Origin of the sequence: Staphylococcus sp. Marseille-Q5304 (assembly GCF_943737015.1) — a bacterium.
GTDB lineage: Bacteria > Bacillota > Bacilli > Staphylococcales > Staphylococcaceae > Staphylococcus > Staphylococcus hsinchuensis.
The window spans coordinates 151,412-176,568 of the sequence record NZ_CALSFP010000001.1; the positions used below are offsets into that span (position 1 = coordinate 151,412).

General features: G+C 34.0%; 23 protein-coding genes. 13 read left to right on the plus strand and 10 right to left on the minus strand.

Annotated elements, in window-relative coordinates; all coding sequences use genetic code 11:
• Positions 1 to 318 precede the first annotated feature (318 nt).
• The gene (locus tag NGI30_RS00670; RefSeq protein ID WP_251942424.1) at positions 319 to 2,091 is read left to right on the plus strand and encodes an acyltransferase family protein; all 1,773 of its coding nucleotides are present in this window, start codon (positions 319 to 321) and stop codon (positions 2,089 to 2,091) included.
• 846 nt (positions 2,092 to 2,937) lie between these two features.
• On the opposite strand, the gene NGI30_RS00675 is transcribed toward NGI30_RS00670, so the two are convergent.
• The gene (locus NGI30_RS00675) at positions 2,938 to 3,096 is read right to left on the minus strand and encodes a hypothetical protein (protein ID WP_251517229.1); all 159 of its coding nucleotides are present in this window, start codon (positions 3,094 to 3,096) and stop codon (positions 2,938 to 2,940) included.
• Between the two features lie 333 nt (positions 3,097 to 3,429).
• Between NGI30_RS00675 and manA the strand changes: the two genes are divergently transcribed.
• Complete coding sequence (gene manA / locus NGI30_RS00680; protein ID WP_251517232.1) at positions 3,430 to 4,365, plus strand: mannose-6-phosphate isomerase, class I; 936 nt, start codon at positions 3,430 to 3,432, stop codon at positions 4,363 to 4,365.
• A gap of 45 nt (positions 4,366 to 4,410) precedes the next feature.
• Entirely contained in the window at positions 4,411 to 5,304 is an 894-nt protein-coding gene (locus NGI30_RS00685; protein WP_251942425.1) for an ROK family protein, read from the plus strand.
• A gap of 79 nt (positions 5,305 to 5,383) precedes the next feature.
• Here the strand turns inward: NGI30_RS00685 and NGI30_RS00690 are convergent, their stop codons facing one another.
• Entirely contained in the window at positions 5,384 to 5,842 is a 459-nt protein-coding gene (locus tag NGI30_RS00690) for a threonine/serine exporter family protein (protein ID WP_251517238.1), read from the minus strand.
• 12 nt (positions 5,843 to 5,854) lie between these two features.
• Positions 5,855 to 6,607, minus strand: a complete 753-nt coding sequence (locus NGI30_RS00695) for a threonine/serine exporter family protein (RefSeq protein ID WP_251517241.1) — start codon at positions 6,605 to 6,607, stop codon at positions 5,855 to 5,857.
• A 267-nt stretch (positions 6,608 to 6,874) separates the two neighbouring features.
• Between NGI30_RS00695 and NGI30_RS00700 the strand changes: the two genes are divergently transcribed.
• Both NGI30_RS00700 and NGI30_RS00705 read left to right on the plus strand, forming a co-directional pair.
• On the plus strand, positions 6,875 to 7,774 hold the full coding sequence (locus NGI30_RS00700; RefSeq protein ID WP_251942426.1) for a PLP-dependent cysteine synthase family protein: 900 nt from the start codon (positions 6,875 to 6,877) through the stop codon (positions 7,772 to 7,774).
• The gene (locus NGI30_RS00705; RefSeq protein WP_251942427.1) at positions 7,774 to 8,913 is read left to right on the plus strand and encodes a bifunctional cystathionine gamma-lyase/homocysteine desulfhydrase; all 1,140 of its coding nucleotides are present in this window, start codon (positions 7,774 to 7,776) and stop codon (positions 8,911 to 8,913) included. Before NGI30_RS00700 ends, NGI30_RS00705 begins: the two co-directional genes overlap by 1 nt.
• A 92-nt stretch (positions 8,914 to 9,005) precedes the next feature.
• On the opposite strand, the gene NGI30_RS00710 is transcribed toward NGI30_RS00705, so the two are convergent.
• The 3 genes from NGI30_RS00710 to NGI30_RS00720 all read right to left on the minus strand — a co-directional run bounded on the left by NGI30_RS00710 (position 9,006) and on the right by NGI30_RS00720 (position 11,788).
• Entirely contained in the window at positions 9,006 to 9,626 is a 621-nt protein-coding gene (locus NGI30_RS00710; RefSeq protein WP_251942428.1) for a hypothetical protein, read from the minus strand.
• Between the two features lie 126 nt (positions 9,627 to 9,752).
• The gene (locus tag NGI30_RS00715; RefSeq protein WP_251517253.1) at positions 9,753 to 10,226 is read right to left on the minus strand and encodes a thioesterase family protein; all 474 of its coding nucleotides are present in this window, start codon (positions 10,224 to 10,226) and stop codon (positions 9,753 to 9,755) included.
• A gap of 146 nt (positions 10,227 to 10,372) precedes the next feature.
• Positions 10,373 to 11,788: an APC family permease gene (locus NGI30_RS00720; RefSeq protein WP_418129320.1), complete on the minus strand. Its 1,416-nt coding sequence runs from the start codon at positions 11,786 to 11,788 to the stop codon at positions 10,373 to 10,375.
• A 267-nt stretch (positions 11,789 to 12,055) separates the two neighbouring features.
• Here NGI30_RS00720 and NGI30_RS00725 point away from each other — a divergent pair, with 267 nt between their 5' ends.
• Positions 12,056 to 12,436 (plus strand): VOC family protein, encoded by a 381-nt coding sequence (locus NGI30_RS00725; RefSeq protein WP_251942429.1) that lies wholly within the window; start codon positions 12,056 to 12,058, stop codon positions 12,434 to 12,436.
• Positions 12,437 to 12,487: 51 nt separating this feature from the next.
• Here NGI30_RS00725 and NGI30_RS00730 read toward each other — a convergent pair whose 3' ends face one another.
• Both NGI30_RS00730 and NGI30_RS00735 read right to left on the minus strand, forming a co-directional pair.
• A complete protein-coding gene (locus tag NGI30_RS00730; RefSeq protein ID WP_251517261.1) occupies positions 12,488 to 12,910 on the minus strand; it encodes a universal stress protein in 423 nt (140 codons plus the stop codon).
• A gap of 68 nt (positions 12,911 to 12,978) precedes the next feature.
• The gene (locus NGI30_RS00735) at positions 12,979 to 14,046 is read right to left on the minus strand and encodes a quinone-dependent dihydroorotate dehydrogenase (RefSeq protein ID WP_251942430.1); all 1,068 of its coding nucleotides are present in this window, start codon (positions 14,044 to 14,046) and stop codon (positions 12,979 to 12,981) included.
• A gap of 350 nt (positions 14,047 to 14,396) precedes the next feature.
• On the opposite strand from NGI30_RS00735, the gene NGI30_RS00740 reads away from it, so the two are divergent.
• From NGI30_RS00740 to NGI30_RS00770, 7 genes are all read left to right on the plus strand, one after another.
• A complete protein-coding gene (locus tag NGI30_RS00740) occupies positions 14,397 to 15,266 on the plus strand; it encodes a fructosamine kinase family protein (protein ID WP_251517267.1) in 870 nt (289 codons plus the stop codon).
• Between the two features lie 87 nt (positions 15,267 to 15,353).
• Positions 15,354 to 16,136: a trypsin-like serine peptidase gene (locus tag NGI30_RS00745; RefSeq protein WP_251942431.1), complete on the plus strand. Its 783-nt coding sequence runs from the start codon at positions 15,354 to 15,356 to the stop codon at positions 16,134 to 16,136.
• A gap of 309 nt (positions 16,137 to 16,445) precedes the next feature.
• A complete protein-coding gene (locus tag NGI30_RS00750; RefSeq protein ID WP_251942432.1) occupies positions 16,446 to 17,810 on the plus strand; it encodes an amino acid permease in 1,365 nt (454 codons plus the stop codon).
• Positions 17,811 to 17,978: 168 nt separating this feature from the next.
• Positions 17,979 to 18,563 (plus strand): M23 family metallopeptidase, encoded by a 585-nt coding sequence (locus tag NGI30_RS00755; RefSeq protein ID WP_251942433.1) that lies wholly within the window; start codon positions 17,979 to 17,981, stop codon positions 18,561 to 18,563.
• Between the two features lie 541 nt (positions 18,564 to 19,104).
• Positions 19,105 to 19,842 carry a transglycosylase family protein gene (locus tag NGI30_RS00760; protein WP_251942434.1) on the plus strand — a complete coding sequence of 246 codons (738 nt, stop codon included), beginning with the start codon at positions 19,105 to 19,107 and terminating at the stop codon, positions 19,840 to 19,842.
• Positions 19,843 to 20,100: 258 nt separating this feature from the next.
• Positions 20,101 to 21,258, plus strand: a complete 1,158-nt coding sequence (locus NGI30_RS00765) for an aminotransferase class I/II-fold pyridoxal phosphate-dependent enzyme (RefSeq protein ID WP_251942435.1) — start codon at positions 20,101 to 20,103, stop codon at positions 21,256 to 21,258.
• Positions 21,259 to 21,282: 24 nt separating this feature from the next.
• On the plus strand, positions 21,283 to 22,281 hold the full coding sequence (locus NGI30_RS00770; RefSeq protein WP_251942436.1) for a D-lactate dehydrogenase: 999 nt from the start codon (positions 21,283 to 21,285) through the stop codon (positions 22,279 to 22,281).
• 97 nt (positions 22,282 to 22,378) lie between these two features.
• Here the strand turns inward: NGI30_RS00770 and copZ are convergent, their stop codons facing one another.
• Complete coding sequence (gene copZ / locus NGI30_RS00775; RefSeq protein WP_251517329.1) at positions 22,379 to 22,585, minus strand: copper chaperone CopZ; 207 nt, start codon at positions 22,583 to 22,585, stop codon at positions 22,379 to 22,381.
• Positions 22,586 to 22,641: 56 nt separating this feature from the next.
• Positions 22,642 to 25,026, minus strand: coding sequence for a heavy metal translocating P-type ATPase (locus tag NGI30_RS00780; RefSeq protein ID WP_251517331.1), 2,385 nt, complete (start codon positions 25,024 to 25,026; stop codon positions 22,642 to 22,644).
• Positions 25,027 to 25,157: the final 131 nt, after the last annotated feature.

The window sequence follows — 25,157 nt, forward strand, 5'->3', positions numbered from 1 at the left end:
GGAACAATTAAAGAAATGTAAAAAACAAGTGACATGAATAATTATTGAATGGCATTTTTGAATTATTAATTTAATTTTAAGTTGAGTCGTATTTAAAAACCGAGTAAAGTTGTAATTTATATCTTTTAAAATACCGAATAATATTGATTTAACAGTATTTGTTGAATTTGATATTATTCGGTATTTTTAACTGAATATAATAAATTCCAAATTTATATAAAGATTTTGTAAAAATAATGATTATTTTAAGTAATTACTTTTTGATAATGATATGGTGTATTTATGTGGAAATATAGAGGGTAGGATTAATGACGAAAAATGCAACTAAGCAGAGTCAAACGATTATATAGTCATAGGTATCTGCCTGGTTTAGATGGCTTTCGTGCAATTGCGGTAATTGCAATTATCATCTTTCATTTAAATGCACAGTGGTTGCCAGGTGGTTTTTTAGGGGTAGACACATTTTTTGTAATTTCAGGTTATTTGATAACAGCTTTACTATTGTCGGAATATGAAAGAGAAGGTTCTATTGATTTAATAGCCTTTTGGAAGCGGAGAATCAAACGGTTAATACCAGCAGTTATATTCTTACTTGGGGTTGTACTAACTTATGTCGTATTATTTGAACCGAAATTAATACTAGACATTAAGCAGGATGTTGTTGCAGCGTTTTTCTATGTATCGAATTGGTGGTACATCATTCAAAATGTAGATTACTTTAATCAATTCGAAAGTGCACCGTTAAAACATTTATGGTCTCTTGCGATTGAAGAACAGTTCTATTTAGTTTACCCAATTATTTTATTATTATTATTGAAATTCGCAAAAAGGCGAGAAACTTTCTTCACCTTATTAATTGTTTCGTTAATTTCATTATTATTGATGATTATTTTATCTCATTTCAATAATGGGCAATCACGGGTTTATTTTGGTACGGACACCCGTTTACAAACATTGTTACTCGGTGCTTTATTAGCAATGGTTTGGTCCCCATTCAGCATGAAATCTAATATTCCTAACTCCCGAAGATCTTTAATAGATGTGCTCGGTGCTTTAGGATTTATAGGTTTAATCATCATGTTCTTTACTACATCTAGTAAAGCGGGATGGTTATACAATGGTGGATTTTATATTATTTCATTTTTCACGTTATTTATAATCGCTAGTGCGGCGCATCCATCAGGTTGGTTCGCTAAGCTTATGGGAAATAAATGGTTTGTTTATATAGGTAAACGATCATATAGTTTATATCTATGGCACTATCCAGTTATTACGTTTGTACATAGTCACTTCGTAGATGGTCAGATTCCATTTTATGCATATTTATTGGATCTTATATTGATGTGTCTCATGACAGAGTTCTCTTATAGGTTTATCGAAAAACCTGTTAGAAAACACGGTATCAAAGCGTTTGCTATTTCACCTACAAAGAGAAAACAATTTTACAGAATGGCCATTGCTGCCATCTTAGTTGTTCCTACTCTATTGTTGTTTAGTGGACAATTTGATGCGAAAGGTAAGAAATTCCAAGAACATAAGCAAACTTCTTTTAATAGCACAAAATCAAAAGATGACAAACAATCTAACAAGCAAAAACAAGGATTTGAAGGTCAAATTAAACCTATGCTTATTGGTGACTCAGTCATGGTTGATATCGGTAAGTATTTCCAAAAACAAGTACCGAATGCGAAAGTTGATGGTAAAGTAGGCCGACAATTGACAGACGCAAATAACTTAATTAATAGTAAATACGAAAATTATTGTAAGCCTAACAAAGACATCGTTCTTGAATTAGGTACAAACGGTGACTTTACTGAAGGTCAACTTAATACACTTATTAAAAAATGTAATGGCGCTAACATCTACTTAACGACGACTCGCGTGCCAAGAAAGTATGAGCAACATGTCAATCAGTTAATTCATGAAGCAGGTAAAAAGCATAAAAACGTTCATGTTGTTGAATGGTATAAAGCCTCAGAAGGCCATCAAGAATACTTTGCGAAAGATGGTATCCATCTACAACCTATAGGTTCGAAAGCATTATCTAATTTAATTATTAAGGAAATTAAAAAAGTGCATAACGCAGGATAAAAACCAACTGTAGTGCTAAATACCTTTTACACATTCAATATAACATGTATATGTATCCATTAAATTTCATTGGGATAACGTTTTATTACAATTATGTTTTGTTAATGTTTAGATTAGATTGAGTTTAATTTTAGTAATTTGTTAAAGTAATGGACTGATGTGTGGGTTTGCCTACGCATCAGTCTTGTTTTATTTTCTTAAAATATTCAATAATAGTAATTGTAACGGCATATATGAGAGTTTAAAAATTGAATTAAATCCATTGGAGGTTAAGCTATATGAAAATCAATTCAGTTTTATCAGGGGTAATTTTAATTATTTTGCTTATCGGTTCTATATTATTGAACATATTCGGTGTACCACGTATGGTAAGCATAAGTTATGATTTAGTTGCAATTATAATAATTATCTCTTTATTTTTTATTCCTACGAAAAGAAAATGATGTTAGTAGAGTGTTAAAAAGAAAAAATATTATATAAAAAAACGTTAACTTCCCAAGTTAACGTTTTTTTAATAAGTTAAGTGATTAATTTTCTATAATTTCTCATATTAATTTCATTCACTTATCTTTTTCCCAAAATAGACAAAATCAATTTCGGTTGGGCAATTCCTATTAATAATGATAAGTTAATTAAATTCATTTCTTTACATGAATTGGTATACGTTTCTTGTTTAGTTAAATAATGAGGATTGGAAATATAATTTATTAGAATTTTTATATCTTATCAAATCAAACTATTGTCCCAACCGTTGCGTAAATGAAAAAGTTTCGGAGAATCACGTAAGCTATGATATGTGACGTTTCAAACAAGGGGTATAATCGTTTATGCTAAAAGGAATACAATTTAAGATAAAATTTCGCGGATTTTATCGCAAGCATATTTATATTCAACTTTAGAAGGGTTTACGTCGAATTTGAACTCTAAATATGCTAACAACTTGTGATATTCGAAAGTAGACAAATCATTCGGAATATCAATAGAACGTAGTTTTAAACTTTCCATAATATAACACCTCACACTTTTGATTACTTATTACATCTTAACACTAAAATATGCCTTTGTTTTTTCAAGAACATTACAATGTAATTAAGTTTAAAACGGCGAACGTTTCAGTTGTTGAAGGGGGTTGTGACATTAAAAATGGGATATTATGCATGTTGAAAGACGGGCGATTTTTACTCGTCTTTTTTATGTGACATTTGTGTAATAGACTTTGTAATATTTCATAATTTTCATTAAAGATAGTAATTTATTTGAACAGAATATCGAGTCATGACAAGTCGTTTAAATTGCTTTATTATTAGTGTTGAAGACAATTAACGGAGGTTTACGTATATGCCATTATTTTTAGAACCAGTATTTCAGGAACGTATTTGGGGTGGCGCAGCACTCAAGTCTTTTAATTATGATATACCTAATGATTCTACTGGAGAATGTTGGGCGATTTCAGCTCACCCTAATGGACCTAATATCGTGAAAAATGGAAAGTACCAAGGGGAAACTTTAGACGAAGTATGGCGAAATGACCAAGCTTTATTTGGTGAAAATGAAGAAAGACCTTTCCCTTTATTGACGAAAATATTAGACGCTAATGATAAATTATCCGTTCAGGTCCATCCTAACGATGATTATGCTCAGAAGCATGAAGGAGAGTTCGGTAAGACAGAATGTTGGTATATTTTAGACGCTAAAGAAGGTGCTGAAATTATTTACGGAGTTAATGCTGAGTCTCAAAAAGAACTAATTCATATGATTGATCACAAGCAATTTGATCAACTATTTAATAAAGTGAAAGTCCAACCTGGTGAATTTTACTATGTGCCTGCGGGAACTGTTCATGCGATTGGCGCAGGGATATTAATTTTAGAGACGCAACAGTCTTCTGATACTACTTACCGGATATATGATTATGAACGTACAGATAAAAATGGTAAACAACGAGAATTACATTTAGAACAAAGTAAAGATGTAATTAATTTGGATGAAACGTCTCCAAATACGAAACCAAAATATGAAACGATTCAAGGTCATTCGTATACACAGTTTGTCTCTAATTCATTTTTTACTATTGAGCGTTGGATAATAGATGGCCATTTAGATTATTCTAAACCATATCAATATTGTTTAGTTTCTGTTATAGATGGTCACGGCACTGTGCGTACCGAACAACAATCTTATGATGTAGAAAAGGGGACGCATTTTATCTTAACTGTAGAAGATGAAAACATTGAATTTAACGGTGACATGACGTTTGTTGTGAGTCACGAATAAAAAACAACGCGCCATATAGGCCATTTATAATAGAGGTGACAGAATATGTTAAAACTTTGTGTTGATATTGGCGGCACAAAAACAATTGTTGGAGTCGTGAATGAACATTCTGAAATTATAGATCAGAAAAGATTTCAAACTTTCACATCCGACCCACAACAACAATTTAGTGAGATTATTGAAATAGCCCATCAATTTACGCAGCATTATGAACAACTAGATAAATCTATTTTGAATATTGCGATGCCAGGTCCTTGTGATTATAGAAAGGGAATATTTTTAAATCCACCGAATTTGCAAGCTTATAATCAATTCGACGCTGGACAGTATATCGAAATGAATAGTGATTTCCAACCGAACTTTGTAAATGATACGGATGCAGCAATCATTTCTGAGTATCAGCATATTAAAGATGAAACTGATAATTTTATCTATATTACCATTAGTACAGGTGTAGGGATGGCATATGTTAAAGATGGTCGTTTGGTTTCCGGGGTTGATGGAAACTTTGGTGAAGTAGGTCATACAATTATTAAAGGTAATAGCGATTATCTGTGCCCTGTGTGTCAGCAGTATGGATGTGTTGAAAATGAAATCTCAGGTACTGCAATGAGTAGAAAGGCAAGTGACTTATTACAAAGAGACGTTTCAACACGTGAAGCTATCGATATGTATATGAAACGAGAAAATCAAGCTATTACTGAAATGATAGATGAGGTATTAACGCTGACGCAACAACTGTGTACAAATTTAATAAGTATATTTAATACGTACCATATTGTGTTAGGTGGTGGCGTGACGCAAAGTAAATTACCTTATAGTGAGAAAATAATAGACTATGCAAAAGCACACCATCTCATAAAAGATGTACCACTGAAAGTTAAAGTCAGTGATTTAGAAGCGAACGTTTTAACAGGTTTATATTATATTAATGAATAAAATTAAAGTCGAGATTGGGTTTTCTATTTGCCAACCTCGACTTTTTATATTTGTATTTACAGCAGATTAATTTCAATATTTATAGTCTGTTTCTTTTTACCTTCCAAAGATGACTAATGTTCAATGATTTAGACAGTTGATCAGAAATTAATAGTCCTAATGCGATAGATCCCGCAATCAGTATTGCACGAATAAATGTATCTGATGCTTCTGCGAAATTTAAAGTCACGAGTTGTTGTGTAGCTCTAAATGCGATACTTCCTGGTACAAGAGGAATAATGCCTGGAATCATAAATAATACCACTGGCGCCTTAAAGACACGACTCATAATATGACTGAGTAGCCCTAATGTTAGGCTTCCTAATAAACTGCAATAAATGCTATCCATATTAAGATATTCGTGAAGAATAAAGTAAACTAAATATCCCGAAGCGCCAGCAAATCCAGCTGGAATAAATATTCTTCTAGGTGAATCATAAATGACATTAAAGAAATAAGAAGCGCTAAAACTACATATAAATGTAAATAAGATTGTCATATGTCATCCTCCTTAAAATATTGAGTAGGCAATAGCAATTCCTGAACCTATAGCAAATGCTATGACTAAAGCTTCTAGAAATTTAGCAGTGAACATTATCATATGGCGACTAAATAAATCTTGAATAGCCGTTGTAATTAAAACTCCAGGAACAATTGGCATAACGGAAGCAATCATCGAAGGTCCGAAGCGGTCTCCCACATGAAAGAATTCTGAACCAAGAATAACGATAGAACCTAACACAATTGATCCGATAAATTCAGGTATAAACATCGTTAATGATTTTCGTTGCAACAATTCAATAATGCAAAATCCAATAGCACCAGCAATTAAAGTCGTAATTAACTCTTTCAATGAACCACCTTGTAGATATAAAAAGCTAATCGATATTAACCCAGCAGCGATGACCTTTTTCCATAGCGCAATGCTTAATGACGATTGATCCACACGTTTAAGCAATGTATATGCTTCGTCAATTGAAATCTTGTTGCTCGTTAACTGTCGTGAAATAGAATTAACTTGGTATATTTTAGATAAATTTGTAATATTTTTATTGATTCTCAGTATTCGTGTATCATGCTCTTCGCTTAATGAAAAGTTGATAAACACATTAATAACATAACCTTGACTTTGATAATATCCCATACAAATTGCAATACGACGCATCGTATCTTCTATTCTGGAAACTTCTGCACCAGATGCTAAAAGAATCTTTCCGGCGAGCAGTATGACATTCATCGTAATTTTATCTTGTTGACGTTGCATATACTGACCTCCTCAAATTAATAATTAAAATTATTATCCCAATATTGTGAAAACAAAGCAAAGGGTAATGTTTAATTTACAATGTGGTCACATAGGAAGATCGACCGAGAGGAGTCTGAGGGTTGTGTCACCGAAGTCTCCCAAGTAGTCTAAAAGTGGGACTACTAAGCTGGTTTTCAATTTAAAAATTTGCAATACGTACGTTTTTTGTCTATAATCCTTAGCTGTGTGGTAAGATTTAATGGTATTAATATTTGGAGGTTAACGATGATAACTTTTGACTTAATAGGTCATACGCCACTAGTGTTGTTAAAGTCTTTTAGCGATGAAAATGTTCAAATTTACGCTAAATTAGAGCAATTTAATCCTGGTGGCAGTGTGAAAGATCGATTAGGTAAATATTTAATCGAGCAGGCAGTGGAGGAACATGGTTTAAAAAGTGGAGATACTATCGTGGAAGCTTCAGCTGGTAATACAGGTATAGGTTTAGCCATTGCAGCGAATCATTTCGATTTGAAAACAGTAATATTTGCGCCTGAAGGATTTTCAGAGGAAAAAATTTCTATCATGAAAGCGCTAGGTGCAGTTGTTAAACGTACGCCTAAGGATGGGGGCATGAAAGAAGCGCAAAGAGTAGCTAGAGCTTATGCTAAATCAAATGGTGCATTATATATGAACCAATTCGAGTCGGAACATAACCCACGAGCTTATGAAGACACTTTAGCTAAAGAGATAACAGATGAGTTGCCAGAGGTTGATTATTTTGTAGCTGGTGTAGGTTCAGGTGGCACATTTACAGGGGTAGCTCGTCATATGTCTACTTTAAATGTTGAAAATGTTATCGTCGAACCAGAAGGATCTATTTTAAATGGGGGACCACAACATCCTCATGATATAGAAGGGATAGGTTCTGAACAATGGCCTCAATTTTTACCTAAGTTATTAGTGAGTGATATTATAACAGTCAGTGATGCAGATGGCTTTAATAATGTAGCGCAAATAGCTAAAAAAGAAGGTCTGTTAGTAGGAAGTTCGTCAGGTGCCGCATTACAAGGTGCACTTGAAATTAAAAAACATTTAAATAAAGGTGTAATCGTAACGATTTTCCCAGATGGAAGCGATCGTTATATGTCTAAACAAATATTCAATTATAAGGAGAATGTATGATGAATAAAAAAACACAATTAATTCATGGTGGCAAGACAACGGATCCGTATACAGGTGCAGTAACAACACCTATTTATCAAACGAGTACGTATGAACAAGATGCTATAGGTGATTTACGCCAAGGTTACGAATATTCTCGTTCAGGTAATCCAACACGTACTGCATTAGAAGGATTAATTGCTGATTTAGAACATGGTCAACATGGCTTTGCCTTTGGTTCAGGAATGGCCGCAATTAGTGCAGTAATAATGTTGCTAGACGAAGGAGATCATTTATTAATTAATTCGGATGTGTATGGTGGTACGTACAGAGCCTTAACTAAAGTATTTACACGCTATGGTATAAAAGTAGACTTTATAGATACGACACAAATTGATTCTGTAGAATCATATATTAAACCTGAAACGAAGATGCTTTATATCGAAACACCATCAAACCCATTATTACGTGTCACAGATATTAAAAAAACAGCTGAAATTGCTAAAAAACATAATTTGATTTCAGTCGTTGATAATACGTTTATGACACCATATTTCCAAAATCCATTAACTTTTGATATCGATATCGTATTACATTCAGCAACGAAATATATCGGCGGACATAGTGATGTAGTAGCTGGTTTAGTTGCAACAAATAATGCTGATTTAGCAGAACGCATCGGTTTCATTCAAAACTCAACTGGTGGTGTGCTTGGACCACAAGATAGTTATTTATTAATCCGCGGTATTAAAACACTTGGCTTACGAATGGATCAAGTTCAACGTAATACACTAGCGATTGTTGAGATGTTACAAAGTCATGAGGCAGTACAAGCAGTATTCCATCCAAGTGTTGAATCACATTTAAATCATGACATTCACCAATCACAAGCAAGTGGACACACAGGTGTAGTAGCATTTGAAGTAGCTGATATTGAAACAGCTAAGAAAGTCATCAAGGAGTCTAAACTGTTCACACTTGCGGAAAGCTTAGGCGCGGTAGAAAGTTTAGTATCAGTTCCTGCATTAATGACACATGCTTCAATCCCTAAAGACGTTCGTGAAAAAGAAGGTATTGCTGATGGCTTAATTCGTTTATCCGTTGGTATTGAAGATACTGAAGACTTAGTAGCAGATTTAAAACAAGCTTTAGAAAAATAGTTTCAATATGAATCATAAATAAAGGTCAGAAAGCTTAAATGTTTAGAACATTTGGGCTTTCTGACCTTTTTAATTTATGTGCAATTTTTATTTTACTTGTCAAAGTATTCGCTGATTTTATCTTTTATTGAAGATAACTTGTCATCAATATCATTTAACAGATTGTTCACCTTAGATTGATCTTCGTTGTTTTGTTGTGCAATATTCGCTTTTTCTAATTTATCAGCTTGTTGTTGAAAATCTTGTGTGAGTTGTTGGTCTGTATCATTTTGAACGTTGCTTTTCAGATTATCGATTTTATCTTGAATTTTGTTAATAAGATCTTCACTATTTTGATTATCTTGTATTTGTTCTTTAGCTGTTGAAATTTGATTGTTGATATCACTAGATTGCGCTTGTTGTTGATAATCTTGAGATGCGTTAGGTTGCTTATCGCCAGTCTGTTGATTATTAGAGCTTTGTTGTTCATTAGCAGTTTGTTGTTGATTATTAGATTGTGTATCGTTCTTATTCATGAAGAAAATTGTGAGACAAATTGCGACGATAGCAACGAGTAGTATGATAATACCAGTTAACCATTTTTTGGATTTTGATGATTTTTCATTTTCATATTCTAATTGTTGTTCACGTCTTTGATCTCGTTCATTGTAATAGCGTTGTTCCATCTTTCTATCGTCTACATAATCATATTTATTTTTTTCCGTTCTTTTCATATAACCACTTCCTGTTATTTTAAAGAAATTACATCTTTTCATATATTTTAATGACTTTTATCAAATTTTGGAAGTTATTTTCTTAATGATAGGGCCAAAGTATGACAAAGATCATTTTGAAGTGGTTTATTTGTTTCTCGGTATTCCTATAATATGTCCTAATTGTTTAGGAATTTCAAAATCCGGTTGTTGATTATAATAATTAATAATTTTTTCATATATTTCATCTGGGAAAGTAGCACTGCGGCGTGTACGATTATTAACAGCCATCATCATCACTTCATAAGTTGCAGCCCGTTCATCGTGTTCATTATACATCGTTAAAAATAAATGTACTCGTTTCTCATCGTAATCATATAAATGAGACTTAATATAAAATGTTTCATTTAGTAGTAATTCATTTAGGAAAGAGACATGAGCCTCTATACTAAAAATTGTAATTTCTTGGTTTTGTCTATAGGAAATTGAAAAATCTATAGATCGGAAGAAATCCACGACTGCATCACTAAAAACTGAGTAATACTGTGCATCGTGCATATGGTTGTTATGATCAATCCAATTAGGTTGGACTGTATTTCTGTAAATAAATTCGTTAGACATTCAATCACGATCCTAGTTTTAAAATGCGAACCTCCGCCATTGTATCAATAATTGTATTAAGTATATATCAATAAGCTAGAAATCAGAAAGCTGATTTTAGTAATACAAAAAAGAGTGAGATTACTATCTCACTCTTTTACATAACCTTATGCTTTATGTTTTTTTGAATGTCTTACACCGTAAATGAAATATATTAATAGTCCAAATATGAACCAAATAAGGGTGTAAAGTTTTGCTTCTCCACTTAATCCCCAAAATACAACCGCTACACAGATAAACGAAATAATTGGTAACACTGGATAGAGTGGCATTTTAAATTGTGGAACGGGTAAATCTTTCCCTTGTCTTGGTCTTAAAGCAAACATTGCAATAGATACAAACATAAACGCCACAAGTGTTCCTGCTGAAATAAGTTGTGCTAAGAATGAGAACGGGAACATTGATCCGATGATTACTGCAATGATTGTTAATATGACTAATGATCTGTTAGGTAAGTTATTTTTATTTAAACCACCTAACCAAGAAGGTAATAAGCCATCACGACCGAATGAGTACAACAGACGAGAACCTGCCATCATCATACCTATAAGTGCGGTAAACATACCGATGACTGAGATTGCTTGAACAATTGCGGCAACAACGCCAAAGCCACTTTGTCGTAAAGCCCAACCTACTGGTTCTGCGTTTCCAGCATAGTCTGAGTATTTAAACATCCCAACGAGCACGAGTGCCACGGCAACAAATAGTATGACTGCAATTGCTAGTGAACCTAAAATACCTCTAGGCATTGTTTTTTGCGGATTTACAGCTTCTGCAGAGTTTGCAGCAATTGAGTCAAATCCGATATACGCTAAGAAAATCATTGAAACCCCAGCGTATATACCTTGCCATCCACCAAATGATCCTGCTTTCGTCATACGGTGTTCAGGTATAAATGGCACGTAGTTATTTATATTAATCACTGTTAAACCTACAACGATAAATAATAAAACTGCTAATACTTTAAGTACTACGAGAATATTTTCGATACGAGCTGTAGAAGTTGTCCCTTTAGCTAATAATAATCCCGTTAAAATAATAACGATTGCGGCAGTAATGTCGATGACACCACCATCTGTCCCAAAAGTATTTGCTAATGACTTAGGTAATTTGATACCTAATGGCGATATCAAACCTCGTAAGTTTGCGGAAAATCCAGATGCTACAAATGCCACAGCTATAAAATACTCGGCTAATAATGCCCAACCTGCAATCCAGCCAAACACTTCCCCAAATAATACATTGATCCAAGAATATGCGGATCCAGCATACGGCATGGATGATGACATCTCAGCATATGCAAACGAAACGAGTGCAGCAACAATCGCTGCGAAAATGAAGGATAATGCTACAGCAGGACCTGTATGATCAGCTGCAACAACCCCCGGTAATGTGAAGATAGATGTTGAAACAATTGTACCCACACCTAAAGAAATAAAATCCTTAACGTGTAAAGTACGATCTAAGTGTGCGTCTTTCCCTTTATAAACGGAAGGATCTTCTTTGGTAAATATCTTTTGCATAAAATTTGTCACTTTAAACCTCTCCCATAAAAATTGCAATTCACTAACATGAGTAAAAATATAATTCATATCATAACACATTTTCACTATAGATTTTAGATAATTCTGAAATTTCTTTTATTTTTTTGCTTTAAAACGGTAACGTGTCTTCTGTAATTTTATAAATAAGCTAAATGAATAACTCTATATCTTTAGTTTTTATATGATTAGTGTACAGAAATATGTTTTACTGAGTATAACTAAATTAAATTGAAAGTGGTGAATCAAATGGAAATACAATCAGCTTGGCTTAACTTACCTGTAAAAGATTTAGAGGCGAGTGAAAAGTTTTTTGAGGAAATTGGTTTTACAATTAAGAAACAAGAAGGCGTAATCGATAAAATGAGAGGCATTGAGACGGTAGATAACAAAGTGATAATGCTGATCGAACAAAGTCAATTTGAAAAAGTAGCACGTTTAAATGAAATCGGTAAAAATGAAGCACTCGTTTCAATTTCAGTTAAAACAAACGAACAAGTAGATGAATTGTTAGAACTTGTAGAACGTGCGGGTGGTAAAGTATTAGAGAAAGGAACTGTACACGAAGGTCTCTATGGCGGCTTATTTAGTGATGTTGATGAGCATTTATTTAATGTGATTGCAATGTAATCAAAATAAAACTCAATTTGCCGTAAGACAAATTGAGTTATTCACTGAGTGTTATTTAATGATAAGTACTGGGATGTTAGCACTATTTGCAATTTTATGTGTTACATTACCCAGTACATTTTTTATATTGGGACGTGCGCGTTTATTACTCATCACAATGACATCGTAATTGTTTTCGTTAATTTCTTCTAAAATAGATTGCTTAATATAACCTGATTTGAATTTAACTGAGACATTTAAATCACGAGATTTTAATTCGTCAATAAAAGGTTTGAGCTGTTCTTTTTTCTCTTCAACAAGCTCTTCGAAATGTACATTTTTATAGCGTACAGATGTTTCTAATTCACTCTCACTTATAACATTAAATATAGTAATTTGTGAGTCGTCAGAGGCTGAAGTGAGACGTTCAAGCTCTGCAGGGACGTTATTGAACTTATTATCGAAATCATAGGCTAGTAATATATTTTCATACATACGATGACCTCCTTTAGTTCTATTATAACGCAACGTTGTTAACTGTGAGAGAAAATTGATTCAAGTTATTACTCAACATCTAGACCGATAATTTCGCTAACATTTTGGTATCCGTTTGACTCTAAATATTGTGCAAGTGATTTATTTAATTTTTTAGTTAAACCAGGTCCTTCATAAACGAGAGAACTATATATTTGCACAAGTGATGCACCGTTTCTTAACATTTTTATTACGTCTTCACTAGTGAAAATACCACCAGTACCAATGATTAAGAATTGGCCTTTTGTATATTTGTACGCGTAATTTATCATTTTTAAATTACGTTCAAATAGAGGTTTACCACTAAGCCCACCAGATTCTTGGCGATGATCAGAGCTTAAACCGTCTCGTTGCTGAGTTGTATTGGCCAATATGATACCATCAAATGTTTCGACGATATGGTCGAGCATACGTCCTAGATCTTCAAGTTTTAAGTCTGAAGTTAACTTAATAAAGATTGGAACAGAAAGTTCTGTTCTTTGTCTGAAGTTCTGAATGGCTTCACATAGTTGTGAGAATTCACTTTTATCATGGAACTTTTGAAGATTTTCTGTATTAGGTGAACTAATATTAACAGTAAAGAAGGTTACATCGTGTTTAAACGTCTCCATTACTTTAATGTAATCTTGATAACGCTCTTCGTAAGGTGTAACTTTATTTACGCCGACATTTAATCCGACTGGGATGTCATAGTGGTATTTACGTAAATTACTTAACACTTTATTCATTCCTAAGTTGTTAAAGCCCATACGGTTGATAAGCGCTTGGTCTTCTACGAGACGGAACATTCTTGGTTTAGGGTTCCCATGTTGAGGTTTTGGTGTGATACCGCCTAATTCTATTGCGCCGAAACCAGCGTTTTCCAAAGCTTTAGGCACTTCACATGATTTATCGAATCCCGCTGCCAATCCAATAGGGTTACGAAACTCAATGTTATTTAAATTTTGTTGTAAACTCGGATGGTCATAGTGGTACATTTTTTTAATTAATGGTAAGAGTTGTGAATAATGTTGGACAAATTTTAAAGCATCTAAAGTTTTACCATGTGCTTGTTCAGGTTCATATTTAAATAAAAAAGGTTTGATGATTTTATACATAACAGTCAACTCCGTCGTTGAAATTTTTTGTGAATCATGATTGGGAGTGGGACAGAAATCGAATTTTCTAATAAAGATTTCGTAGTCCCACCCCGGCAAGGATGACTAGGATTAAAAAAAGCTTGTTATAAGCGCATTTTCAATTCAGACATCTACTGCCAACTTGATAAAGTGTCTGAAAAACTTATTTTTGTCTCAGACTCAATTTGTTTTATTTACCTCTATTAGACTAGCATTTTCTATAGATTATGCCTAGCGGAAATTAGTGATTAAATATGTATGTGAAGATTAATTTTCGAAAATAAGGAAATATAACAATATGTTAGATATCCAATGATGGAGGAATGTTAATGGCACAATTATGGGAAGAACAACTTCCATTAAATAATATTAAATCGATTAGGCCAGTAGCTGGTGGTGATGTCAATGAAGCATTTAAAGTTAACACATCAGATGAAACATACTTTCTACTCGTACAACGTCAGAGAAAATCATCTTTCTACGATGTTGAAATAGCAGGTTTGGAACTGTTTGAGAAAGCAAATATCACTGCACCTCGTGTCATAAAAAGTGGAGAGATCAACGAAGATGCCTATTTATTATTAACTTTCTTAGAAGAAGGTACGACCGGGAGCCAAGAAGCATTAGGGGAACTTGTCGCGAAGCTACATAGCGTGCAACAACCTGATAATAAGTTCGGATTTGATTTACCACATGAAGGTGGCGATATTTCATTTGATAATACGTGGACTGAATCATGGGTAACATTATTTGTTGAACGTCGATTAGACCATTTGCGCGATGAATTGGTTAGAAAAGGCTTGTGGGCAGATGTTGATGTAGAAACGTACGAACAAGTACGCTCACGAATTGTTGAAGAATTAAGTAATAAACGTAGTAAACCCTCACTCTTACATGGTGATTTATGGGGAGGGAATTATATGTTCCTAAATGATGGCTCTCCAGCGTTATTCGATCCAGCCCCATTTTATGGTGATAGAGAGTTTGATCTAGGTATTACAACTGTGTTCGGAGGCTTTACAGAATCATTCTACGAGACATATGATAAACACTTTCCATTGGGAGATGGTGCACAAAAACGTTTAGAATTTTACAGATTATATTTATTGATGGTGCATTTAGTTAAATTTGGTGCGATGTATGATAGTAGTGTACGTCGTTCGATGCAACAAATTATAACTGATTTCCCTCGTGGATAGATCAGTTTACAATTTATATTTGATTAATTTTAGGTTTTTCTATAAATTTAAATCATAAAACAATTTTAGTGGAGGTTTAGAAACATTATGAAAAAAACGCTTGCGGGTCTTACATGCTCGTTAACTTTATTATTGCCGTTAGCCGCAAATAACGCTTCAGCACATGCAGAAACAAATTCACAAGATACGCAACAACAATCGACACAAACACAACAAAAGACAAATGATACTGAGCAAACACCACAAGTTATCAATGAAGTTATTTTACCGAACGAAGATCGTCATCAAATTACGAATACAACATCAGGACATTATCAATCAATTGGTTTTATTAACGCAGGACAAAACATTGCTTCAGGTGTCGTAATAGATGACAATACAGTGTTAACAAATAAACACGCAGCGAATCTTTCAGATAATTTGACTTTCGCACCTGCAGCTAAAGATAGTGCTACATACCCATATGGAAAATTCACTGAGAAAGACGTGCAAGCTTATCCAGGTGATTCAGATTTAGTGCTTGTACACTTTAATAAAAATTCTAAAGGTCAATCTTTAGGTGACGTGGTACAACCAGCTTCAATTCAAGATGCTTCAACTGCTAGCAAGGGCGATGCTATGACTGTTACTGGTTATCCAGGTGATAAACCAATGGCTACGATGTGGGAAAGTAAAGGTAAGATTATTGAAAATCAAGGCACAGAATTAACATATGGTGCAAGTACGTTTGGAGGAAATTCAGGTTCTCCTGTATTTAATAGTAATAACCAATTAATCGGTCTTCATCATGGTGGCGTTGATGGACAAACAAATAACGCTGTGGCTATGACTGGAGATGTACTACAGTTTATTAACAACAATAAATACTAAGTCAGTTCACTATTCTATAAAGATTTCCCCCTTTGGTAGATTGTTCAATTGCCTTATACTTTATTGTATTTTGCAATACAAACAATTTATTAAAGGGGATTTTTATATTTTTATAGCTTTATGATGAATTATTTTGTCGATAAAATAAAACAGTTTCAAAAAAATAAAAATCGTGCTAAATGTAGTTATGATGCATAGTTTACGAATTCAGAGGAGGTTACAGAAGAAAATTTAAGGTTAATATTAAACGATTCGGGGAAAGATGTAAGTTATGAAAGGGCTTTAAATAAAAATTAAGGGGTAGAAACGATGTCGAAACAATTAAAGAGAGAGTTAAGTAATCGACACATACAGTTAATTGCCATTGGTGGTGCCATTGGTACTGGATTATTTTTAGGAGCAGGACAGTCGATTCATTTAGCAGGGCCGTCTATTTTACTTACATATATTATAGTTGGTTTTGTATTATTCATGTTTATGAGAGCTATGGGGGAAATGTTATTATCCAACACGGATTTTAACTCATTTGCAGATATTACACATAAGTATGTTGGGTCGTTAGCTGGATTTATTACAGGTTGGACTTATTGGTTAACGTGGATTGTGTCTGGTATGGCTGAGGTAACAGCAGTTGCAAAATACGTTTCATTTTGGTTTCCTCAAATACCGAACTGGTTAACAGCACTAGCCTGTGTACTTCTATTAATGTCTTTCAACTTACTTAGCACAAAGTTATTCGGGGAATTAGAGTTCTGGTTTGCATTAATCAAGGTTGGTACGATATTAGCACTCATTGCAGTTGGGATTGTAATGATTGTTATGGCTTATAAGACATCTTACGGACATGCAAGTTTGACTAATATTTATAGTCATGGTGGCATGTTCCCTAACGGTGCATCAGGCTTCTTTATGTCATTCCAAATGGCCATATTCTCATTTGTTGGAATTGAAATGATTGGGATTACTGCTGGAGAAACGCAAAATCCACATAAAACAATTCCAAAAGCAATTAATAATGTGCCATTTAGAATCTTAATATTTTATGTAGGTGCGATTGCTGTTATCATCTCAATCGTTCCTTGGAATAAGTTAGATCCAGATGGCAGTCCATTCGTAAAATTATTTTCATTAATTGGTATTCCATTTGCAGCAGGATTAATCAATTTTGTAGTGTTAACAGCTGCAGCGTCAGCTTGTAATAGTGGTATCTTCGCGAATAGTAGAACATTATTTGGACTAGCTGACAGAAAGCAAGCGCCACCGAAATTTCAAGTTACTAACAAGAAAGGTGTTCCGCTTACAGCAATTATAGCTACATCATCATGTTTATTAATTGCAGTACTATTAAATTATTTCATTCCAAATGCAACGACCGTATTCGTTTATATTAGTACAATTTCTACGGTATTAAATATTGTAATTTGGACATTGATTATTTTTGCATATTATCGTTATGCTAAATCACAGCCTGACTTACACAAGAAAAGCAAATATAAACTACCAGGCGGTAAATTGATGGCATTGTGTATTATCGCATTCTTTATATTTATCTTTGGTGTGTTATTAGTCAATCCTGAAACGCGTATCGGAGTAATATGTGCGCCGTTATGGTTCTTGTTACTCGCACTGATGTACAGACAATATAAAAAGCATACTGCTGAGGATGAAAGTTAAAATACAATATAATGAAGAAACTCGGAATATTTAGTAAGAGCAGTTATTTCTATTTAATGCGTTTAAATAGAAATAACTGCTTTTTTGTGGAATAGTTAAAGATAAAATATTTAAAATAGGACAATCGTGAGAGAAAAACAATAGTAGTTTTAAAGGATGAACCATATTATGAGAAAAATAATCACATTATCGGTAATATATATTGTCATCATTTCAGTTCTTATCATGTTATGGATGTACAAAGATCCAATTCAATATAACGTAAGCAGTTATGTAGAAGAATTCAATCAAAGTATGAATGAAGATAATAGTGGAAAATTGTCTCATGTTTTTGATCAAAGTAGAGAAACTGAGACATTTGGAGAATACAAATATAATGACTTCAAAGGTAAGCATTACGGTATTGATTACGATATTCCTAAAAAAACACCAGTTAAAGCAGCGTCCGATGGAGAAGTAACACGCACGTTCAACGATGAATATGGAGGGAAGGTCGTACAAATTTCTGAAGATAATGGACGATATTATCAATGGTATATGCATTTAAATGAAATTAAAGTAAAGGAAGGACAACGTGTTGAAGCGGGAGAAGTGATTGCTCTATCAGGTAATACTGGTAAAAAGACTTCCGGGCCACACTTGCACTTTCAACGTATGAAAGACGGGTTAGGAAATGATTATGCAGAAAATCCACACAGTTTTATAGATAAACTTCCAGATGGAGAAAAAAGCTTATATAAATTAAAGAAGTAGTAAATGTATATTACTTATGATTTGAAATATATGTTTATATGTATAGTTTTAATTGCATATTAACTTCATTAACAAATGTTAATTGAAGTTAAACACACTGAAAATTCATCAAACACACCATAATCAAGCACTTTCTGTAACTTGTAAAGTGATTTTTTTAGAAAAAATACTTAAAAAATATCAAAAAAGAACCCCCTAATTATATTACGTTATTGTTACATTGGATTACGTTGTAATATTTCTGAAAATAAAGACATAGAAGTGTGTTCGCTCTAAAAGGTTGTTGTAAAGGTGTTTATAACTATTTTTGTATAGTTAAATCAATCATTTAATCATTACAATACAAAACTAATAGGTGTCAATATTACAGAAAAGGTCTGTTTTTGTAAATTTTTGTTATATAGGTGTAATACAAATCTGTGAAATTTATGATATATTACTTATGGTCAAAAAAAACGAACAACAATTTTAAAAATTAACTTGCACAAACGATATTAAATTAAAAAAGTAAAACAAAACTTAAATGGAGGATTTTTTTATTATGAAAAAGTCAATTTTAGCATCGTCATTAGCAGTAGCATTAGGTGTAACAGGATATGCAACTCAAGCAGATAACAATGAAGCACACGCTTCTGAATCAAATATCGATAAAGCACATTTAGCTGAATTAGCACAAAGCAATGCTAAAGAATTAAATGAAAAACCATTACACGCTGGTGCGTACAACTACGATTTCGTATTAAATGGTTTCGAATATTCATTTAAATCAAATGGTGAAAAATGGTCATGGAGCTACAAACAAGTAGGTTCACAAAGCGCTGCTTCACACAGCACAGCTTCAAACACTTCACATAAAGATGTAAGTGCTCAAGTATCTCACCATTCAAATGAAAAATCATCTAACCAAGTTAGTGCTCAAAAACAATCAAACAACGTTCAAGTTGAAGCAGTTCAAGCTCCAAAAGCTTCTTCAAACAACAACGTTCAAAAAGCACAAAAAAGCACTCAATCATCAGCATCATCAAATGATACTTCAAGCATTGATGCAATTGCTCAACAAATGGCAGAACGTACTGGTGTATCTGCATCACAATGGAAAGGTGTTATCCAACGTGAAAGTGGCGGAAACCCACATGCAGTTAACGCTTCATCAGGTGCATACGGTTTATTCCAATTATTAGGTCACGGTGAACATTCAGGTATGTCAGTTCAAGAACAAATTAACACAGCTGCTCAAGTTTACAAACAACAAGGTTCAGGTGCATGGGTAGGTTGGTAAGCCGACCTTAACTAAGTAAGTAATATTTAGTTAACCTAATTAAAGAGCGACTCTTCGGAGTCGCTCTTTTTCTATTCGCTTTATTTATTTGAATATTCTGATAAAATAAAAGTAATTGAAATATTTTGTTGAGAAAGATGGGAGTGGGACAGAGATCGATTTTTTAATAAAGATTTTGTAGTCTCACTAGTAGACATAGAGTCTAAGACAAATATTATTGTCTCAGACTCTCGTATTTTTAATGAAGGAAGGTATTATATGGAACTATCAAATCGACTAGCTCAAATACCGGATAGCTATTTTGGTAAAACAATGGGCCGTAAAGTAGAACATGGCCCTTTACCACTTATAAATATGGCTGTAGGCATCCCTGATGGCGATACGCCTAAAGGTATATTAGATGAATTTTCGAACGCATTATATAAACCTGAAAATCAAAAATATGTCGCTTTCCATGGTAAAGATCAGTTTAAACAAGCGATTGTTGATTTTTATGAAAGACATTATCAAGTTTCTTTAGATAAAGAAGATGAGGTTTGTATCTTGTATGGAACTAAAAATGGACTTGTGAATTTACCTCAATGTATTGTAAATCCGGGCGAGACCATTCTATTACCTGACCCTGGTTATGCAGATTATCTTGCTGGTGTGCTACTTGCTGATGCTAAACCACAATCTTTAGTGTTAGAACCGCCTCGTTATTTACCAAAATGGGACCAAATTAACAAAGAAACTTTAGAAAATACACGTCTTGTTTACTTAACTTATCCAAATAATCCAACTGGATCAGCTGCGTCACAAAAAGTGTTTGATGATACGATAGCACAATTTAAAGGGAACAAAACAAGGATTGTGCATGACTTTGCTTACAGTGCATTTGGTTTTGAACATGACAATCCTAGTATTTTACAATCTGAGGGTGCTAAAGATTTAGCGATTGAAATTTATTCATTATCAAAAGGTTTTAACATGTCAGGTTTTAGAGTAGGTTTCGCAGTTGGAAATAAAGAAATGATTCAAGCTTTAAAGAAATTCCAATCACACACTCATGCAGGTATGTTTGGCGCTTTGCAAGATGCAGCTACGTACGCTTTAAATAATTATGATGACTTTTTACAGCAACAAAATACAACATTTAAACGTCGAAGAGATCAATTTACTGCAAAACTAGATGAGGAAAATTTGCCTTATGAACCAATGACGGGTGGGATATTCCTTTGGTTAAAAACGCCACCTGACTTTGATGGTGAAAGTTTCGAAAAATATTTACTAAAGGAATTATCTATACTCGTAGCTCCTGGAATACCATTTGGTGAACACGGTCGCAATTATGTGAGAATCTCATTAGCCTTAGATGACGATCAATTGATGGAGGCAACAGAAAGGTTGTTATCCATTAGTCATTTATATCAATAAATCATGTACAGGAGATGGTCAGTCATGACAAAAATAAAATTATTTGGAGTTAGAGAAGAAGATGTTCCTTATATTGAAAGTTGGGCAAATCAACATCAGGTAGAAGTTGATTTAGACGCTGAATTATTAACAGTTGATACAGTGGATCGTGTGCAAGGATTTGATGGTGTTTCATTATCACAACAAATCGAACTAGATGAAGAAGTTTATAAAAAGTTAAATGAATATGGTATTAAACAAATTGCTCAGCGAAGTGCCGGCTTTGATTGCTATGATTTCGAGTTAGCAGAAAAATATAACTTAATCATATCTAACGTGCCATCATATTCTCCACATTCAATCGCTGAATATACCGTTTCACAAGCGCTAAATTTAATTAGAAACTTTAATGATATCCAGCAAAAGACTGCCGAATACGACTTTAGATGGCAACCTGCTATACTATCTCGTTCAATTAAAGATTTAAAAGTAGCAGTAATCGGTACAGGGCGTATAGGGCGTATTGTGGCGAAAGTCTTTAGCCAAGGCTTTGGTGCAGAGGTAGTCGCATACGACGTCATACAACATAAAGAAAATGAATCATTTTTAACGTATAAATCTACATTAGATGAAGCAATTAAAGATGCAGATATTGTCACAGTACATATACCTGCAACAAAAGATAGTACGTATTTATTTAATGAAGAAAGATTTAATACTTTCAAAAAAGGCTCTGTCTTTATCAATTGTGCGCGTGGATCAATTGTTGATACGAAAGCGCTATTACGAGCTTTAGATAATGGTACAATAAAAGGCGCTGCGCTGGATACGTATGAAGGCGAAAAAGGTTTGTTCCCAAGCGATTCTCGTGGAAAAGGTATTAAGGATGAAATATTAAAGCAATTAATAGCAAGAAAAGATGTTATCATTTCTCCACATATTGCATTTTATACAGATGATGCCGTTAAAAATTTAATCGTTGATGCACTCGATGCCACACTCGACGTTATAAATAATGGTGACACAGCGTTACGTGTAAATTAATTGTTGATTATGATTGAGAAAAAATAAACGCCAATTTCTATTTAAATAGATAGAAATTGGCATTTTTTGTTGAATTATATATTTTTTTTAATGCTTGTTATTTAACATCGTAACCTTGATCTTCTATCGCATCTTTCATGTTATCGAAAGATACGTCCGTTTCATCATAGTTTACTGTGACGTTGTTATCTTCTAAACTTACATCCGCTGAAGATACCCCATTAAGGTTTGTTAATGCAGATTCTACTGCGTGTTTACAATGATCACAACTCATGCCTTCTACTTGAATTGTTTCAGTTGTCATAAGCACACCTCCTTAAGATAAGCATTTTTTCTATATATACTTTATACCCATTGTAACTATAATTTCATGCGTTTCAATCTGAGTGCATTGGTTACAACACTGACAGAACTTAAAGCCATCGCTGCGCCAGCAATCCATGGTGCAAGCAGACCGAAAGCAGCGATAGGTATGCCAGCTACATTGTAACCTAATGCCCAGAATAAGTTTTGGCGAATATTACGGATTGTTAATTTACTTGTATTAATAGCTTTTGGTAATAGCATTAAGTCTCCGCCAAGTATGGTAATATCTGCAGCTTCAATGGCAACTTCCGTACCTGTTCCGATAGCAATACCGATATCAGCTTTTACTAATGCAGGTGCGTCGTTAATACCGTCACCGACCATCGCAACTTTTTTATTTTCTTGTTGGAGTTTAGAGATGGTTGAAGCTTTTTCTTCTGGTAAGACTTGCGCATACACAGTATCTATATTGACTTGTTTAGCGATAGATTGTGCAGTTCGCTCGTTGTCACCCGTTAGCATCGCAACTTGAATACCTAAATCGTGCAATTGTTGAATTGCTTGAGCTGCGGAATCTTTTACCGTGTCTGCTACAGCGATAATACCACTGAGTTGTTGATCAATTGCAATCAACATAGCTGTTTTACCTTCATCTTCAAATTGAGTCATTTGTGATGTTAACTCAGTATGGGCAACGTTAGAATCTTGCATTAATTGACGATTACCGATGAGTAGTTGTTTGCCATCGACTTTAGCTTGGATACCACGACCAGGTAAGGCGTTAAATTCATCAACATCATAAAGGTCTAACTGTTGCGAAGTTGCGTAATTAACGATTGCTTCGGCTAATGGATGTTCTGATTGGTGTTCTGCACTTGCTAATAATTTCAATGTAGTGGTATCACCTTTAAAATCAGTCACCTCTGGAACACCTTTAGTAATCGTACCGGTCTTATCCAATACGATCGTATCTATTTCGTGTGTGCGTTCAATGTGTGCGCCACCTTTAAATAAGATGCCATTTTCAGCAGCTTTCCCAGTTCCTACCATTATAGAAGTAGGAGTAGCTAAACCGAGTGCACAAGGACACGCGATAACGAGTACCGCAATAGCAGCAACTAATGCAGGTTCGAATTGTCCTGTTTGTACGAGCGTAATCCATATTATAAACGTTAAGAGAGCAATACCTACAACGATAGGGACAAAGTAACCTGAGATGATATCAGCTAGTCGTTGAATCGGTGCTTTTGAACCTTGGGCTTCTTCGACGACATTTATAATAGAAGAAAGTGCAGTATCTTTACCTACTTTCGTTGCTTTCATTGTAATCGTACCGTTGTTATTCATAGTGGCACCGATAACGCTATCATTTTGTGCTTTATCAATTGGTAAAGATTCACCTGTTAACATCGATTCATCTACGGAAGTTCGACCTTTGATAATTGTACCGTCTACAGGTATTTTTTCCCCCGGTTTGACGATAAGCATATCGCCTTCATTGACTTCTTCAAGTGGAATCATAATTTGTTTGTCATTGCGAATAACGCGTGCTTCTTTAGCTTGTAATTGTAACAATTCGCTTAAAGCATTGGTTGTTTGACTTTTGGCGAGTGTTTCTAAATATTTACCAAATAAAATGAGTGTGATCAGTACTGCGCTCGTTTCAAAATAAAGGTGCGGTTCATAATTTGAACGTACTAACCATTTAATTAACTCGTAAATACTGAAAACATACGCAGCACTCGTGCCTAATGCTACAAGCACATCCATATTTGCTGAACCATTACGTAAGTTTTTGTAAGCTCCAACATAGAACTGCCAACCGATTATAAACTGTATTGGTGTCGCGAGTGCGAATTGGAACCACGGATTCATGATGAAATGTGGTAACGGTAAATGAAATAAATGTACTAGCATCGTCAACAATAAAGGTAAAGTGAGTATCGCAGAAATGATGAGCTTTGTACGTTTACGTTTGATTTCTTGATGTTTTGCGGACTGTTTCTCTTTAGCACTTTGTTTAAGGCTCGCATCATAACCTAAGTGTTGAATCTTAGCTATAAAATCAGATTCTGAAACAGTGTTTGGATTATAAGATATGACTGCATTTTCAGTCGTTAAATTCACATTTGCATTTGTGACTCCATCCATGCGATTGAGTCCTTTCTCAATGCGATTAGAACAAGCAGCACAAGTCATCCCTTGAACATCTAGCTCTATCTTTTCTGTGGCAATGTCGTAGCCTGTCTTTCTAATAGTGTTCGTTATTGCTTCTGGAGTAGTGTTATCTGGGTTGTAGTGAACAGTAGCCTTTTCAGTCGTTACGTTGACATTGGCATCAACGTCTTCCATACGATTGAGGTTCTTCTCAATGCGATTGGCACAAGCGGCACATGTCATGCCTGTCACATTGAAAGTAGTCTTTTTAGTTTCGCTCATAAATTCCCTCTCCTTACATTATAAGATTGTGTAATGAATACGTTTTTGTTAACTCTAATATACCCCCATAAGGTATATGGGTCAATGACTTTGTTTATAAAATGAATTGAGTTAGCTATTATAGAATTACT